Origin of the sequence: Vreelandella aquamarina, from assembly GCF_044805175.1 — a bacterium.
Lineage (GTDB): Bacteria > Pseudomonadota > Gammaproteobacteria > Pseudomonadales > Halomonadaceae > Vreelandella > Vreelandella aquamarina_B.
The window spans coordinates 2369130-2384300 of sequence record NZ_CP085232.1 but is presented as its reverse complement, the minus strand read 5'-3'; the positions used below and the strand labels follow the sequence as shown (position 1 = coordinate 2384300).

Annotated in this window: 13 protein-coding genes; 6 read left to right on the top strand and 7 right to left on the bottom strand. The window is 53.5% G+C overall.

The window, feature by feature from the left end; all coding sequences use genetic code 11:
• The first annotated feature begins 39 nt into the window (after positions 1-39).
• The gene (chrA, locus tag LG300_RS11165; RefSeq protein WP_404375391.1) at positions 40-1239 is read left to right on the top strand and encodes a chromate efflux transporter; all 1200 of its coding nucleotides are present in this window, start codon (positions 40-42) and stop codon (positions 1237-1239) included.
• Between the two features lie 57 nt (positions 1240-1296).
• Here chrA and LG300_RS11160 read toward each other — a convergent pair whose 3' ends face one another.
• The 4 genes from LG300_RS11160 to LG300_RS11145 all read right to left on the bottom strand — a co-directional run bounded on the left by LG300_RS11160 (position 1297) and on the right by LG300_RS11145 (position 5952).
• Positions 1297-2616, bottom strand: a complete 1320-nt coding sequence (locus LG300_RS11160; protein WP_404375390.1) for a TRAP transporter large permease subunit — start codon at positions 2614-2616, stop codon at positions 1297-1299.
• 64 nt (positions 2617-2680) lie between these two features.
• Entirely contained in the window at positions 2681-3226 is a 546-nt protein-coding gene (locus LG300_RS11155) for a TRAP transporter small permease subunit (protein ID WP_404375389.1), read from the bottom strand.
• Positions 3219-4238 (bottom strand): TRAP transporter substrate-binding protein DctP, encoded by a 1020-nt coding sequence (gene dctP / locus LG300_RS11150; RefSeq protein ID WP_404375388.1) that lies wholly within the window; start codon positions 4236-4238, stop codon positions 3219-3221. Before dctP ends, LG300_RS11155 begins: the two co-directional genes overlap by 8 nt.
• A gap of 319 nt (positions 4239-4557) precedes the next feature.
• Complete coding sequence (locus LG300_RS11145; RefSeq protein WP_404378028.1) at positions 4558-5952, bottom strand: PLP-dependent aminotransferase family protein; 1395 nt, start codon at positions 5950-5952, stop codon at positions 4558-4560.
• Between the two features lie 177 nt (positions 5953-6129).
• On the opposite strand from LG300_RS11145, the gene LG300_RS11140 reads away from it, so the two are divergent.
• Both LG300_RS11140 and gabT read left to right on the top strand, forming a co-directional pair.
• Positions 6130-7584, top strand: a complete 1455-nt coding sequence (locus LG300_RS11140) for an NAD-dependent succinate-semialdehyde dehydrogenase (RefSeq protein ID WP_404375387.1) — start codon at positions 6130-6132, stop codon at positions 7582-7584.
• 109 nt (positions 7585-7693) lie between these two features.
• Positions 7694-8983: a 4-aminobutyrate--2-oxoglutarate transaminase gene (gene gabT, locus LG300_RS11135; RefSeq protein ID WP_404375386.1), complete on the top strand. Its 1290-nt coding sequence runs from the start codon at positions 7694-7696 to the stop codon at positions 8981-8983.
• Positions 8984-9154: 171 nt separating this feature from the next.
• Here the strand turns inward: gabT and LG300_RS11130 are convergent, their stop codons facing one another.
• Positions 9155-9427, bottom strand: a complete 273-nt coding sequence (locus LG300_RS11130) for an XRE family transcriptional regulator (protein WP_404375385.1) — start codon at positions 9425-9427, stop codon at positions 9155-9157.
• Positions 9428-9645: 218 nt separating this feature from the next.
• Between LG300_RS11130 and purE the strand changes: the two genes are divergently transcribed.
• The 3 genes from purE to LG300_RS11115 all read left to right on the top strand — a co-directional run bounded on the left by purE (position 9646) and on the right by LG300_RS11115 (position 13094).
• The gene (gene purE / locus LG300_RS11125) at positions 9646-10164 is read left to right on the top strand and encodes a 5-(carboxyamino)imidazole ribonucleotide mutase (protein ID WP_404375384.1); all 519 of its coding nucleotides are present in this window, start codon (positions 9646-9648) and stop codon (positions 10162-10164) included.
• A gap of 10 nt (positions 10165-10174) precedes the next feature.
• Complete coding sequence (locus LG300_RS11120) at positions 10175-11329, top strand: 5-(carboxyamino)imidazole ribonucleotide synthase (protein WP_404375383.1); 1155 nt, start codon at positions 10175-10177, stop codon at positions 11327-11329.
• A 139-nt stretch (positions 11330-11468) separates the two neighbouring features.
• A complete protein-coding gene (locus LG300_RS11115; protein WP_404375382.1) occupies positions 11469-13094 on the top strand; it encodes a diguanylate cyclase domain-containing protein in 1626 nt (541 codons plus the stop codon).
• Here the strand turns inward: LG300_RS11115 and LG300_RS11110 are convergent.
• Positions 13072-13896, bottom strand: coding sequence for a TraX family protein (locus LG300_RS11110; protein WP_404375381.1), 825 nt, complete (start codon positions 13894-13896; stop codon positions 13072-13074). The two genes, LG300_RS11115 and LG300_RS11110, sit on opposite strands and share 23 nt — an antisense overlap.
• A 77-nt stretch (positions 13897-13973) precedes the next feature.
• Complete coding sequence (gene iadA, locus LG300_RS11105; RefSeq protein ID WP_404375380.1) at positions 13974-15119, bottom strand: beta-aspartyl-peptidase; 1146 nt, start codon at positions 15117-15119, stop codon at positions 13974-13976.
• Positions 15120-15171: the final 52 nt, after the last annotated feature.

The following is a 15171-nucleotide window of genomic DNA, read 5'->3' as shown; positions in this document are numbered from 1 at the left end:
TAATGCCTTGCGCTTTTTAATGGGTAAACGGTGGACATAATGTCAGAAGAGAATCCGGTTCGAGGGCGAGCCAGTGAGGTGTTCTGGGCGTTTTTGGCGCTGGGGCTGACGTCGTTTGGTGGCCCCATAGCGCACCTTGGCTATTTTCGCATGGCGTTTGTCGAACGCCGCCAGTGGCTCAGCGAGCAGGCCTACGCAGACTTGGTCGCGCTGTGCCAGTTTTTGCCGGGGCCAGCCAGCAGCCAGGTAGGCTTTGCCTTAGGGTTAATGCGCGCTGGCCCCTGGGGGGCGGCGATGGCGTGGCTGGCGTTTACGCTGCCTTCCGCCATTGTGCTGGTGCTGTTTGCATTGGGCGCGGCGGTGCTGGATGGCCCGGTGGCCAGCGGCATCATTCACGGCTTAAAAGTGGTGGCGGTGGCTATTGTGGCCCACGCGGTATGGGGCATGGCGCGCAACCTCTGCCCGGATAAAACCCGCACGGGAATTGCCCTGGCAGCGGTGTTGGCGGTGGTGCTGGTCAGCGGGCCGTTGGGGCAGGTGTCGGCGATTGTGCTAGGTGGCGTGGCGGGGCTGCTGCTTTGTCGTCAAAGTGCCGCAGCGGCGTCTAGCGAATCGCTGCACTTCCCAGTGACGCGTAGAGCGGGCACACTGGCATTAGGCTTGTTTGCCGTTTTGTTGGTGTTTTTACCGCTGTTAGCGGCGAGTGCCGGATGGTTAAACGTAGTCGATGCGTTTTATCGTTCAGGCGCGCTGGTATTTGGCGGTGGACACGTTGTGCTGCCGCTGCTGGAAGCGGAAGTGGTGCAATCGGGTTGGGTCACGGCAGGTGAGTTCTTGGCGGGTTACGGCGCAGCTCAGGCGGTGCCGGGGCCGCTGTTTACCTTTGCCGCCTACTTGGGGGCGCTTCTTCCGGGAATGCCTAGCGTGATCGGCGCGCTTTTGGCGCTGCTGGCGATTTTTGTACCGGGGTTTTTGCTGCTGGTCGGCGTGTTGCCATTTTGGAACCAGTTCCGCCAGTGGAGCAGCGCTCAAGCGCTGATGCGCGGTGCTAATGCAGCGGTGGTGGGGATTTTAGGCGCGGCGCTCTACCAGCCGGTGTGGACCAGTGCCATTATCGGGCCTTACGAGTTCGTGCTGGCGCTCACGGGCTTTCTACTGCTCACCGTATGGAAACTGCCTGCCTGGCTGGTGGTTATCATGGTGGCGCTGGGGGGGAACTGTAGCTTATTGAGGTTTTAAAGTGATTATTTGATTTATAGCCCCCTCGGCGGGGGCTAATCCTTAACTCAGGAAATACTAGAATAGCAAATTTGGCAACCAAAGTGCGATGCTCGGAAAAGCGACAACCAGTATCAAACCGATGATCTGAAGGCCTACAAAAGGCAATGCAGAGCGATAAATATCTACGATTGTGATAGAACTGGGGGCTACCGAGCGCATATAGAATAGGTTATAGCCAAATGGTGGGGTTAAATAAGCTGACTGCATACTGAGAATGAATAGGACCGCAAACCAAGTTGTGTCGAAACCAAGGTCACGAACAATAGGGATATAAAGCGGTACGGTAATGAATAAAATGGCGAAGTCATCCAAAAACATACCCAGCAGAAAAAAGCTAAATAGCATAAATATAATGATGGTGTAGGGGGAAAGAGAAAAGTCGTCGATGATATCACTAATCATCATTCCTGCTCCTAATCCCATATAGATACGGCTAAAAAAGACAGCAGCGATAGCAATCCAAATTAGCATTCCAGTGATTTTAGTAGTATTTAGCATCACATAGCGCAGTAAGTTCCAGGTAAGCTTACCTCTTGCCATGGTGATAAGAAGAGCGCCTGCCGCACCAACCGCAGAAGCCTCGGAAGGTGATGTAATTCCGCCTATGATACAGCCGAGCACGATGAATACTAGAAGCCCTGGTGCAACAATGTGCTTTAACGACTTAATTTTCTCTTTGTTAGAGAAGCGCTCCTCTGGACGAGTAGGTGGGCCAAGTTCAGGATTAAACCGGCAGCGGAGTAAAATATAGATCATATATATACTGGCCAGCATCAAGCCTGGTATAAGGCCAGCTGCAAACAGTTTGCCCACCGATTCACGGGCGAGAAATGCATAGACAATCATTAGGACGCTGGGTGGGATCAAAAAACCCAGGGCACCTCCCGCCATAATAGTGCCGGTGATCAGTCGTTTATGGTAGCCGCGCTTGAGCATAGCTGGTAATGCGATAATACCTAGGCTTACTGTTGCTGCACCAGAAACGCCAGCCATGGCGGCAATGATTGCGCATATCAGTACGGTACCAACTCCTAGACCTCCTGGGATGCTCCCCATTAATTTGTGAATCATGCCGAATAAATCATCGGTGATACCCGAGCGCTCCAGCACTAAGCCCATGAAAATAAACATAGGCAATGAAACAAGCAGGAAATTGTCCATGGCGCTATAGGCAGATGCTAGAAGGAGGTCTAGGCCACCAGGCCCAAACATCAGATAGGCACTCCCCATCCCTGAAATCATCAGCGCTAGAGCTAGTGGTGCTCCCATAGCCATCAATACCAGCATGGATAGAAACATGATGGTAGTAATTGTTAGGGGCTCAAGTTCAGCCATAGTAAAGCCCTTGTTATGACGCGCTCTAAGGGCGCATCAGTAATGATAGAATGAACACGAGCGCTTAATGCTCGATATCGTTTAGGTCGACGCGCGGATCCTCGAAGCTTATGCCGGCTAACCTTAGTGCTGCCCTGACCAGTTCGGCCAGACATTGGAGAATGAAAAAGCCAATAGCCAGAGGAATCATCGCCTTAATTGGCCATAGCGGTGGTCGCCAGACACTGCGGTTAGAGAACTCATCGATACGCCAGGAGTGATACGCAAAGTCTATTGACATATGTAAAACTACGGCTAGTACCATGATTGCTAGGATGAATATCACTAGGTCGCAGAATGCTTGAACACGGCTGGGCATTAAGCGGTAAATAACGTCACTGCGAACATGCCCTTGATGGCGTAATGTATAACTTCCCGCTAAGATGCTCATTGAACCAAAAAGCATCGTAGACAACTCATGCCCCCAGATAGTGGGAGAGTTGAGAAGATAGCGCGCCACGACTTCGTAGAGAAGCACGCCAATGATGCCTAATGTTAGCCATGAAGTAGCCTTTCCGACCCAGTCGGAAAGGCTATCCTGCACCCTTAGATAGTGGGTGACTTTACTCACTCAGACGCCCCTGTTCGATTGCATTGTTAATCAGTATCTCAATGGCCTGAGCGTTGCGCTCGGACTTCTCTGCTTCTGCTTCCCAGATAGGCAGAGAGGCTTCTGCTAGCCGGTTAGCATCTGCTTTCGGCAGGGTAGTGAATTCAAACAACTCTCCCTCATCTATCAGACGCTGGTTACCCTCCTCTAACCAGTTGTGGATATCTTCCAAATACTGGGTAATTTCGGAGGTTAGAATTTCTTGCTGTTCATTAGACATTTTTCCCCAAGTATCTGGGTTGATTAATACTGTCTCTATCCAGCCGGGGTTGAGGAGCTGGATGTCAGTATAGTATTTGGCAACTTCATTTAACTTGAGCTGCTCGTACTCAACAGGGCCACCGTAGATGGCTCCATCGATAACGCCTGTAGAAAGTCCTACATAGAGCTCTTCGCCAGGGAGAAATACGGTAGGAATATCAAATTTTTCTAAAACGGTAGCGATGGAGCTAGTTGCGCGTATACGCATGCTTTGCAGGTCTTCTAGGCTGGTAACTGGTTTGCTAGTCAACAAGCCATAGTCGCTACCATAGCCGCGGCCAATTAACTTAGTTCCCTGCTCTGCATAGGCGTCGGCAATCAGTGTATCGAGTCCCTGATTTGTGAATATATCCCGTGCCTCGTCTACGTTCACCCATGCACCTGGGAGCCCGGCTTCAATAGTGCCAATCCCCACACGGCCAGGCCAATAGCTGCCTACTCCATGGGCTATATCGATGGTGCCCCGTGCCACTGCATCAACGAACTGGTCACTATTGACTAGCTCACCTCCACGAAAGAACTGAATGCGCACTGATCCATCGCTTGCTTCACTAACGCGATCACGCAGGCTTGCAGAGATCTCGTCGATTTCTGTTCCATAGAAAGTGTGCATTCTTAGCCTAATAGTATCGGCATAAGCTAATTGACTCACCACCAGGGTGGTAACCACTGATGTTGCTAAAGTAGTTTTGAAAAAAGTTGAAAGTTTCATGGGACTCTCTCTGCGATGTTTTTGGAATTGGTATTGAATCGCCCTACTGCACTCTTAGCAGGCTATCGCCAGAACTCTAGCTAGTAGAAAAAAGAAATCACTGTGGCATAAAGAATTTCTGCTTTCTCCTGTTCTGTCGGTGTAGGTATTACAGCTTATCGAGATTGCTACTGAGCTAATGAAAATTTTGTCCAGCATTATAGGGTCGGGGATACAGCGTTGAGTAAAAGCCGAATCACTTAACCCAACGGCTACGCTAGCAACATTTTGTAGCGCGATGATGGACCAATGCTATTTTTTAAATGGACCAATTAGGAAGCTAGGAGGCCAAGAGACGTGAAAGAGTATGTCTCAAGCGTAAAGCTTCAGCAGTTAGTGTTCTTCCAGAGAGCATGCCAATCCCAAGGATCAGACCTCTACGGTAGTCACCTTCAGCGCAGACTAAGCTCAGTGGGCGGGTGATCAGGTGTGACTGCAGCAGCTTACGAGCAATACGTTGGTCGTCTATTTCTGGAGAAAATTGCAAGCATAGGCTAATTGAGTGACTAGGTGGAGATACATCGATAACACCAGGAACCTGTACCAACTGGTCGTGCATAACTTGCTGGCGTGCCAAATAGTCGCGTTGGATACGGCGATACCACGTGTCTAGTACGCCTTCGGCCAGAAACTGCGCAAGTGTTGCTTGATCTAATAGCCTTCCTTCACGGAAGACCTCGCTGCGTAAACGATTGAGTGAATCCACTAGGCCATGAGGAGCAACTAAGTAACCGAGACGCAGGCCTGGGAACATCAGCTTAGAAAAGGAGCCTATAAGCACGTGTTGCTCCGAACGGCTATTGAACATCAAGTTAGTACTGTCTGTTCCGGTGAATTCATAATCATCTTCCAGCACATAGCGGGGTTTTACTTTATCGCACAGTGCTTGCCGGTGAAGCCGTGATGTAGGAATGCTCAAAGGGTAGTGATGTGACCCCGTAAAATAGGCTAGTTGAATGGGGCGTGGAGAGTGTCTCTGAGAATGTCCTGTTTCGGGGTGCCAAGCGACTCTCTCGACTGTTGCACCAACCGCAGTAAAGATATTATGCGCTCCCCAGTAGCAGGGTGACTCCATTAGCACATGATCGCCGACATCAGATAATGCCAAAGCACACAATTCAATACCGTGGTGGGTGCCATCCGTAATAATAATTTGGTCTGAGTCACAGGCCACGCGTCGCCAGCGCCAGAGAAAGTCGCGAATAGCTCGCTTGAGCGGGCCGTAGCCGCCCCCAGAGTAGGACAGCAGCAGTGCATTGCGTGGCACAGTCACACTGGCATAAAGCTCTCTCCATTTAGCCATAGGAAACTGAGTGATATCTGGGATACCAGGCATAAAAGCACCGCTTTGGATGGCGCTGGCGCTAGGGGTTTGAAGAATGGCGTTGGCGCGTGAAGAGAGCTGCGCTGTAGCTGGTTGAAGTGCTTGGCGGGATGTTGCTGGTCGCCGAGTCCAGGTTCCTTGCCCTTGTCCGGTGATGATGTAGCCTTCTTCTATTAATGTCCGCATAGCCTGGGCCAAGGTGTCGCGTGCCACGCCTAAGTGGCTGCATAAAGTGCGATGTGAGGGGAGTCGGCTTCCTTCAGGCCAATCATGCACAATAGCCAACCTCAATGCTTGCTCAATTCGCACGCTCTTGCCTAACCGTTCTGGTTGTAGGCTGAGATACTCCATTAAAGGTGTTAGAAGGAGATTTGGGGGCATAGCTTACGCCATCAAAAAAGAGAAAGGGGATAAAGGATTATGCCGCGAATCTGATGCATTGGTCCATTTAGCCTGTTAATTGGTCCATAGCTCGGTATTAGAGAGAGCTGTTAGCGTGCCTGCTGATAACAATATCAGGAGGTATCCATGAGGCTGTTTGAATCATTATTGTCCGATGGTACTGCTGCTGCGCTGATAGGAGGACGCTGGCAAAAAGGTACCAATAGCTTTCCTGTAACCAACCCGGCGACTGGAGAGATATTGGCTCAAGTAGCTGACCTTGGTGAGCAAGAGGCTCGCGAAGCGGTGACTGCAGCCCAGGCTGCGTGGAGTGAATGGAAAGCGTTGCCAGCCAAACGGCGAGCAGTCATTTTACGCGCTTGGTTTGAACTCATTCATGAGCATACCGAAGCATTAGCTGAACTCATGACGCTGGAGCAGGGTAAGCCATTGGCTGAGTCTCGTGGTGAGGTTGCTTATGGGGCAAGCTTTATCGAGTTCTTCGCCGAAGAAGCTAAGCGAATGTCAGGGGAAACGCTTCCTACTCATGCTTCTGATAAGCGGCTACTGGTACTGCGAGAGCCGGTGGGCGTTGTGGCAGCAATTACACCTTGGAACTTCCCCATGGCGATGATCACTCGCAAGTGCGCACCCGCTATTGCTGCTGGCTGTACGGTCGTTATCAAGCCAGCAGAAGCGACGCCTCTGACAGCCCTAGCTCTTGCCAAGCTAGCAAATGAGGCTGGTATGCCCGAAGGCGTTATCAACGTAGTCACTGCGTCGACACCTGACGCAGTGGGTAAGGTATTAACTACTGACCCAAGGGTTAGAAAAGTATCTTTTACTGGGTCCACGCCTGTAGGCAAGAAGCTTCTGGCGCAGTGTGCTGGTACTGTCAAAAAAGTATCTATGGAGTTAGGAGGTAACGCACCTTTCATTGTCTTCGACGATGCTGACTTAGATGCTGCTGTTGCGGGTGCCATCGCCTCTAAGTTCCGCAATGCAGGACAAACTTGTGTTTGTACCAACCGCTTTTTGGTGCAAGAAGGTATCTATGATGCTTTTGTTGAAGCGTTGGCTGAAAAAGCCAAAGCGCTATTGGTGGGTGATGGACGAAAACCTGGAACGCAAATTGGGCCACTCATTAACCAGGCGGCGGTGGGTAAGGTTCAGTGTCATGTGGATGATGCTGTGGCTAAGGGTGGGCGCTTGTTATGTGGTGGTCATTTACATGAACTAGGGCATAGCTTTTATGCTCCCACTGTAATTGCTGGTGCCACACTAGAGATGAGAGTGGCAAGTGAAGAAACTTTCGGCCCTTTAGCGCCAGTGTTTTGCTTCAAGGAGGACGAAGATGCGATCGCTATGGCAAATGATACTCCTTTTGGCCTAGCAGCTTATTTCTATACTCAGGACTACCGTCGTATCTGGCGTGTTATGGAGGGATTAGAGTACGGCATGGTGGGGGTCAATGAAGGGTTGATCTCTACTGAAGTTGCTCCTTTTGTTGGCATTAAAGAGTCTGGGCTAGGTTGCGAGGGTTCACGCCATGGCTTGGAGGATTTCACTGAACTCAAATATGTATGTGTAGGTGGGTTATAGGCAGCTTCCTCTACCGCTCTATAGTCTCGCTGACTAATTCTATATCGTTTTATTTATCAGCGAATCTTACTGATTGCTTATAAATCTTGAAAATTCGTAAGGAATATCCATGACCAGCAAGTTCACGAACGCAGAATTGAATGAGCTTAAGAAACGCTACGTTGCCAATGGGGCTGCTACACCTACTGAACACTTTGTGGCTCGTGCCGAAAATGCCGAGTTGTGGGATGAGGATGGTAGGCGCTGGATTGATTTCGCTGGAGGTATAGGTGTACTCAACCTGGGGCATCGCCATCCCCGTATCGTCAAGGCCGTACAGGAGCAACTCAAGTGTGTGATGCATACCTGCACGGCGGTGATTTCTTATGCGCCTTATGTGCAGTTATGTCAGAGGCTGTGCGAAAAGGTACCGGTAAAGGGCCCAGAGCGAAAAGCCATGCTGGTTAATACAGGGGCAGAAGCTTTAGAGAATGCGGTTAAGATTGCTCGGGCTGCCACCGGCCGTTCTGGTGTTATAACCTTTGACGGTGCTTTTCACGGCCGTACCATGCTAACCCTAGCGATGACCGGCAAAGTATTGCCTTACAAAAATGATTTTGGCCCCATGCCAGGTGAAGTTTATCGTGCCCCTTATCCCAACCCTATGCACGGTATTAGTGATGAGATGGCATTAAGCGCATTAGAAAAGCTTTTTAAAACGGATATACCAGCACATCGAGTAGCAGCGATCGTTATTGAGCCAGTTCAGGGGGAGGGAGGATTTTATATTGCCTCACCGGCCTACCTGAGGGCGTTACGAGAACTCTGTGACCGTCATGGGATTCTGTTGATTGTAGATGAAGTGCAATCGGGCTTTGCTCGTACTGGTAAACTGTTTGCCTTAGAGCACAGTAATATTGAAGCAGATCTGTTGACTACGGCTAAGTCACTGGCTAACGGTATGCCTTTATCGGCAGTGGTTGGTACGGCTAAGGTTATGGATGCTTCAGGTCCAGGCTCTCTAGGGGGAACTTATAGCGGTAATCCGCTTTCTTGTGCAGCGGCGTTGGCTGTACTGGATACCATTGAAGAGGAAAATATTCTGGCGCGTAGCGAGCAAATGGGGCGCTTGCTTGCTGAACGCTTTTCTGTTTGGGAGCAACGCTTCAAAATGGTAAATTACCCGCGCAATCTTGGTGCCATGGCGGCGTTTGAGCTGCTTGATACTAATGGAAGACCTGATGCAGCCATGGCACAGGCTCTGTGTGCAAAAGCCCGAGAGCAAGGGTTAATTTTGCTTTCTTGTGGTTTTTACGGAAATACCATACGTATATTAGTACCTATCACTGCGCCCTCCGATGTGCTTGAGGAAGGGCTAAGTATTATTGAGCAGTCACTAGAGACTCTGTCAGTCAGTTAAAGAGCCTTTAAAGCCAGAAGTAGAAGTCATTGGCTGTTGAACTTATTGTTTATATAGATTAGCCAAAGCTTTGGCACTCTTTACTCAGCGCATGATATGTGGCTAGTAAGGAGTGCCAGTAAGCATCGCTTTTTTTAGCTAATTATTTGCAGAGCTTGTTTCGGGTTGCTGCTATGGCGCCTCCGGCTCTAACGTGCGACGCAGGACATTCAGCTCATCAATGTCCAGATGCTCAAGCCTTCCGGCGAGCAGGTCGCTGATCTTTTGCACTGGTAGGCCAGCCCGGCGGGCGATTTCACGGCTTCCCAGGTCTGATACGGCGATCAGGCGGGTGATAATACGCATTAGGCGCGTACGTTTTTCGAGTTCCCTGACATCGAGGTCAGGGCTGCTTCGCGGAGGATCTAGCGTTTCTGCGCGAGCAGTTGAGTATGCCGTACTCATGTGACTCCATCAGTCGGAAATGACAAACACACAATGCCGCCAACTCACGCGGTTTTCAATGCCTAATTTGATGAAAATTTCACAAGCTCGGTAACACCTGCAAATGCCCGTGGCTCTGGTAAACTATAGGACTTCCTATTTCTGAGTGAGCTGCGCGCTGTGCGCGGCTTATTGACTGCTTTCTAGCTTACATTAGGCCGTTGGCCGAGGAGTTTTGCATGTCGAACAGCGCACCCAAGGTGGGCGTGATCATGGGGTCGAAGTCAGATTGGCCGGTCATGGAGCACGCGGTAACCATGCTGGAGCGGTTGGGCGTTGCCTACGAAACCCGCGTGGTATCGGCGCATCGCACGCCCGACCTGCTGTTCGAATATGCGAAAAGTGCCTCTGAGCGTGGCCTGCAGGTGATTGTGGCAGGCGCAGGTGGCGCGGCCCACCTACCCGGCATGGTGGCTTCACAAACAGCGCTGCCGGTGCTGGGTGTGCCGGTAGAGTCTAAAGCATTAAAGGGCTTGGATTCGCTGCTCTCCATTGCCCAAATGCCGGGCGGTATTGCGGTAGGCACACTGGCCATCGGCAAAGCCGGTGCGACCAACGCAGGCCTGCTGGCCGCGCAGATTGTTGGCCTTCAGGACAGCGCCGTGCGCGAAGCCGTTGAGGCGTTTCGTGCCGAGCAGACCCAGCTGGTACTGGATAACCCCGACCCGCGCCCCGACGCAGATTCTCAAGCCCAATAGGTAGCCCATCATGAGCGCGCAGATTGCAAAACGTATGATTGCAAAGAACATTGGCGTCCTCGGCGCAGGCCAGTTGGGCCGTATGCTGGCGTTGGCAGGCTATCCGCTGGGCAACACGTTCACGTTTTTGGATACCACCGGCAACCCCAGTGCGGGGATCGGTGAGGTGATCGTTGACCCGGACAACCAGCGCCTGGCGGCGTTTCTCGATAAGGTTGATGTGGTGACCTATGAATTCGAGCACTTGCCCGTGGAACTGGTAAAACAGATCGAGCAGCATAAACCGGTTTACCCCGGCAGCCGTGCCATTGCGGTGTGCCAAAACCGGGTAGAAGAGAAGGCGCTGTTCGACCGCTTGGGCATTCCTACGCCCGCCTATCGCGTGGTGGAAAGTGCCGAGCAGCTCGCCGCCGCCGCCGCCGAATTGGGCTGCCCAGTGGTAGCGAAATCGGTTACCGAAGGTTATGACGGTAAAGGCCAAGCGGTACTCAAAACGCCGGAACAGGCCCAGGAAGCGTGGGCGTCGATTGGCCACGCTCAGCTGATCGTTGAGGCGTTTGTCGATTTTGTGCGCGAAGTCTCGATGATCGCCGTGCGCGGTCGCGATGGGGAAGTGGTGTTCTACCCGATGGCGGAGAACCAGCACGTGGGCGGCATCCTACGCTACTCCGTGGCCCCGCTGCCGGATTTGGCTCCCAGCGTTCAACAAACCGCCGACAGCTACATTCGTGCGCTGCTGGATGAGCTGGATTACGTGGGCGTGCTGGCGCTGGAGCTGTTCCAAACCCGCGACGGTAGCCTACTAGCCAACGAAATGGCCCCGCGAGTGCATAACTCCGGCCACTGGACCATGGATGGCGCGGCCACCAGCCAATTTGAAAACCACCTGCGGGCGGTCCAGGGCCTGCCGCTGGGTTCAACCCAAGCCATTGCCCCCACCTGTATGGTGAATGTGATTGGCCTGGAAGGGGATAACGCCGCGCTGCTGGCAATTGAGAATACCCACCTGCATCGCTACGACAAAGCCGAGCGCCCAGGGCGCAAGCTGGCTCACGTCAACGTAGTGGCCACCAGCCACGCCGAACTGCTTGAAAAAGTGCGCGCCTGCCAAGCACTGCTGCCGGACGCCCCACCCGTCGAATGGAGTTTTGAATCCGCGCTGTAATACGAGAAGCCGCCTGAGTGGGCGGCTTTTTATTCTGATTACCGCTACTTTTATAACTTAAACGTGATAAAACAGATGTATTAAAAAAAGCCTAACCAATAAGATTGGCGTTAAGCCGACTGAAGAAAAGGGAGTTTGTATGTCGTCCCCCATCCCCCTCGCCGCCACGGCGACGGCCTCTGGTCTGCGCAGTAGTTATCAGCGTGACCACCATATAACCATGCAGCGTTTGCGTGGCGAAAAAGTACGCTTACTGTACGACAACTTATGGCAGCCGGTGCTGAGTAGCTTGCTGGCAGGTGGGCTATTAGTGGTGGCTATGTGGCCCGTGGCAGATATAGCGCTGCTATTGGGGTGGTTTATAGCGCTGGCGATTATTTCAGGGCTTAGACTTCTGTTGGCGCAGCGCTTCAAACGGTTGCCAGCACGGCAGCAGCAGCGCCAGCGATGGCTACGCTGGTTTGCTATGGGGGCGATTGCCTCAGGCTGTGTATGGGGGGCTTCTGGACTACTGCTATTCAGCCATGACCATCCAGGCCAAATAGCCGCGCTCTCTATTGTGCTGGCAGGCATTTCCGCCGGAGGAGTGACCACGCTCTCGGCAGTGTGGTGGGTGGCGATTAGCTTTGTTCTGCCCATCCTTTTGCCGTTGAAGCTGCAGTTTATGTTTCAAGGCTCGCCGCTTTCCCTATTGATTGGTTTAATGCTAGTGCTGTTTTTAGGCCTCATTATGGCTACCAGCCGCCGTTTTAGCCGCACTATCCACGATAACATTGCCCTACGGGTCAGCATGGCAGCCCGTGAAGCGCAGTTGCGGGAGAGCGAAAGCCGCTACCGCTCGATTTTTCATCAATCACCGCTGGGCGTACTACATTTTGACGCGCAGGGGCAGGTTACCGACTGCAATAGCAAGCTGCTGGATATCCTGGGTATTGAACGCTCCAAGTTGCTGGGGTATCGAATGTTGGACCGCTCGGCGGATCAGGACGTAGCTCGGGCGGTCAAGGATGCGCTGGAAAAGGGTTCGGGCTACTACGAAGGCACCTATCGACTGCCGAAAGCCAGCGTGGGTACCCCTTTGCGGGCGTTCTTCAACGGTGTGCATAGCGCCAGCAACCAGATGGTGGGCGGTGTCGCTATTATTGAAGATTTCACCGAACGAAAGCGCAGCGAAGCGATTATTTACCGTCAAGCCTACTACGATGCGCTCACCGACTTGCCCAATCGCCGGCTATTTATTGAGCGTTTAGAGGCAGTGTGTAACGAGCAGGCCAGCAGCCAACGCGGTGGCTTGGTGATGTTTATGGACATGGATCGCTTTAAGTTGGTTAACGATACCCTGGGGCACGCGGCGGGCGATGACCTATTAGTAGAGGTGGCGCGCCGCTTAGAGTCGTGTCTGCGCAAAGGGGACATGGCGGCCCGCCTCAGTGGCGATGAATTTGTGTTGCTGGCGCTGTTTGATATGACTGAAGCGGAAACGCTAGACACACAGGCAGCACGCTATATGGAAACCGTGCAGCAGGCGTTGGCTGGAGAGTACCGCCTAGAGAACCGTTGGGTAGAAGTCACGCCAAGCATGGGCTACACCTGCTTTGATGCAGCGGCCTGCAACCATGGTGATGTGCTAAAACAAGCGGATATAGCGATGTATCAGGCTAAAACCGAGGGCCGAGCGCGGCTGCGCCGCTACCAGCCCTGGATGCGTGACGAAATAAACAAGCGCGTGGCCGAGCAGGCGCCTAACCTACCAGTTGACCGCTAAGCAGTAGCCATAGCGCAATCAAGGCAAAGTGCCCTGGATACCAAGCCAACCACAGGCGGCGCGGCATCGCCAATGCCACCGGAGGGACCCGTTGGGAGGCGCCTGCGGCCAGCATCAGCACGATCACGCAGGTGGCGACGGTAAACGACTTTGCCATATCGGAGGCGTTCATCTGCCCGGCAATCCATAGCACGGGAAACGCTGCCAGCCCCGCCCACAGGCGGGACTTGAGCGCATTACAGGTTTCGCTGAGGGCCTGCATGGCAAACATGAACAGCGGAATCAGCAGTAGGCCATTGTGGCCATACTCTACCCAAAACCCCAGCAGGTACCACACGGTCACGCCCACGGCGGCGCCCAGCATCAGCCAGCCCAACCCTAGGGTTTGCTGCTGGTAGTGTTGCCAGCCCTGGCGTACCAGTGCCCCTAGCGCTAGGCCACTGGCTAGGGTAAAGCAGACATTCAATATGAACGCATCGGAGGCGCGGGGCATCATCATATAGGGCACCTGCGCGACTAAGCCGATGACCAGAATCCGCCGCGAGTAGCGCAGTGGATTGCGAGTATTGAATAGCCCGTGCCACGCCACCATGGCGGCAAACAGTGGGAACGCAATGCGCCCGATCGATGAACCCGCCCAGCTTAAATCCCAATCCCCCGGCAGTACGTAGCGGGTGAGATGGTCTACGGACATGGTAAACAGTGCCAGCCACTGCCCCCAGGCGGTCCAGTGGGATGAGGGCCGTAGCGCGGCCGCCGCATCTGCGGCTGGGGCCGAGTGAGCCGCCGTTGTTTCAGCCATGCTACCTCCTTGTATGTTGTTGGGTGATAGTAAAGACCCGGTTTGGCTGAGCAAGTTCGCTGGGCGGCATTTGATACTTAGCTGGCGCTGAAAATCGGTTTGCCCAGCGCCCAGACATGCTCAATGGCCCAACGGTCATCGTTTAATACGATGAAATCCGCATCCGAGCCGGTCTGAAGGCGGCCTTTACGGGGCAGCTTCAACGCATCGGCGGCGGTGGTGGAGGCACAACGCAGCGCGTGCTCCATGCTGATCTGGTGCTCATGGATACACTCACCTAGCACCTCGAACAGGCTGCTGAGTTTACCGGGTTTTAGGCCGATAAACCGATGCTGGTCATCAAATTCTGGCAGCGAAGCGTTGGCATCTGATGAGAGGCTGAGCTGGCTGGGCTCGATCCGCGCTTTCAACGCTCGTGCCACCGCCTCAGAGGCGGGCACTTCGCCACCGGCCAGCAGCTCGGGCGTAGTGCTGGTGGTGAAGTCGATGCGGCCCCCTTCACGGGCAAAGCGCAGGCCATCTTCAAATAGTGCGCTAGTGCGGTTGATATGAGTAGGATAGAACTGCGCTAGCGGAATGGCGCTGGTTTTTGCCACTTGGCGCAGCGGTTCCAAGTGTGAGTCGGCATCGCCAGTGTGGATAAATACGATGCCCGATTTCCCCGCCAGCAGCCCTGCGGTGCGTGCGTCGGAGGCTAGCCGCGTCAGCTCATGGGTGGTGGGCTGGGAGCCACGGTGGTCGCTAATCGCGACTTCGCCCACGCCGATAAATTCAGGAATATAGAGAATGTCGCTGGCCACCGACCCGGTAAGCGTTACCGGCGGTAGCTGATAAGAGCCAGTGTAGGCGTAGGTGCTTAGCCCGCCCGCGGCCAGCTCCCGCGCTTTGCCAATCAGGTTGGCGGGGCTGCGAGTAAGCGCATCGGTGCCCAGCGCGCCAATCAGCGTGGTCACCCCCGAGGCGCAGGTGTCTTCCAGGCTGAGTTCGGCGGTGCGGTTACCAAACCCGCCTTCACCGCCGCCGCCAATGTAGTGTACCAATGGGTCGACTAGGCCTGGGATCACGCGGCGGCCTTCCAGGTCGATGGTCTGAATCAGTGTGCCAAGCTGGTACGCCTCGCTGGCGTCTAGCACTGCCGCAATGCGCTGGTCGGCAATCAGCAGGTGGCAGAGCCCGCGGGGTTCGGGGGCAAAGAGCTGGGCGTTTTTTACAAGTGTCAGCATGGGCTTCCCAGAGAGTGATCGGCAAACGATAAGCGCCGACCTGGGGCCGGCG

Coding starts and splice junctions, on each gene's coding strand:
- purE (WP_404375384.1), top strand. CDS start 9,646: ATGTCGAACAGCGCACCCAAGGTGGGCGTGATCATGGGGTCGAAGTCA.
- LG300_RS11130 (WP_404375385.1), bottom strand. CDS start 9,427: ATGAGTACGGCATACTCAACTGCTCGCGCAGAAACGCTAGATCCTCCG.
- LG300_RS11140 (WP_404375387.1), top strand. CDS start 6,130: ATGAGGCTGTTTGAATCATTATTGTCCGATGGTACTGCTGCTGCGCTG.
- dctP (WP_404375388.1), bottom strand. CDS start 4,238: ATGAAACTTTCAACTTTTTTCAAAACTACTTTAGCAACATCAGTGGTT.
- LG300_RS11120 (WP_404375383.1), top strand. CDS start 10,175: ATGAGCGCGCAGATTGCAAAACGTATGATTGCAAAGAACATTGGCGTC.
- iadA (WP_404375380.1), bottom strand. CDS start 15,119: ATGCTGACACTTGTAAAAAACGCCCAGCTCTTTGCCCCCGAACCCCGC.
- LG300_RS11160 (WP_404375390.1), bottom strand. CDS start 2,616: ATGGCTGAACTTGAGCCCCTAACAATTACTACCATCATGTTTCTATCC.
- LG300_RS11115 (WP_404375382.1), top strand. CDS start 11,469: ATGTCGTCCCCCATCCCCCTCGCCGCCACGGCGACGGCCTCTGGTCTG.
- LG300_RS11145 (WP_404378028.1), bottom strand. CDS start 5,952: ATGGAGTATCTCAGCCTACAACCAGAACGGTTAGGCAAGAGCGTGCGA.
- gabT (WP_404375386.1), top strand. CDS start 7,694: ATGACCAGCAAGTTCACGAACGCAGAATTGAATGAGCTTAAGAAACGC.
- chrA (WP_404375391.1), top strand. CDS start 40: ATGTCAGAAGAGAATCCGGTTCGAGGGCGAGCCAGTGAGGTGTTCTGG.
- LG300_RS11110 (WP_404375381.1), bottom strand. CDS start 13,896: ATGGCTGAAACAACGGCGGCTCACTCGGCCCCAGCCGCAGATGCGGCG.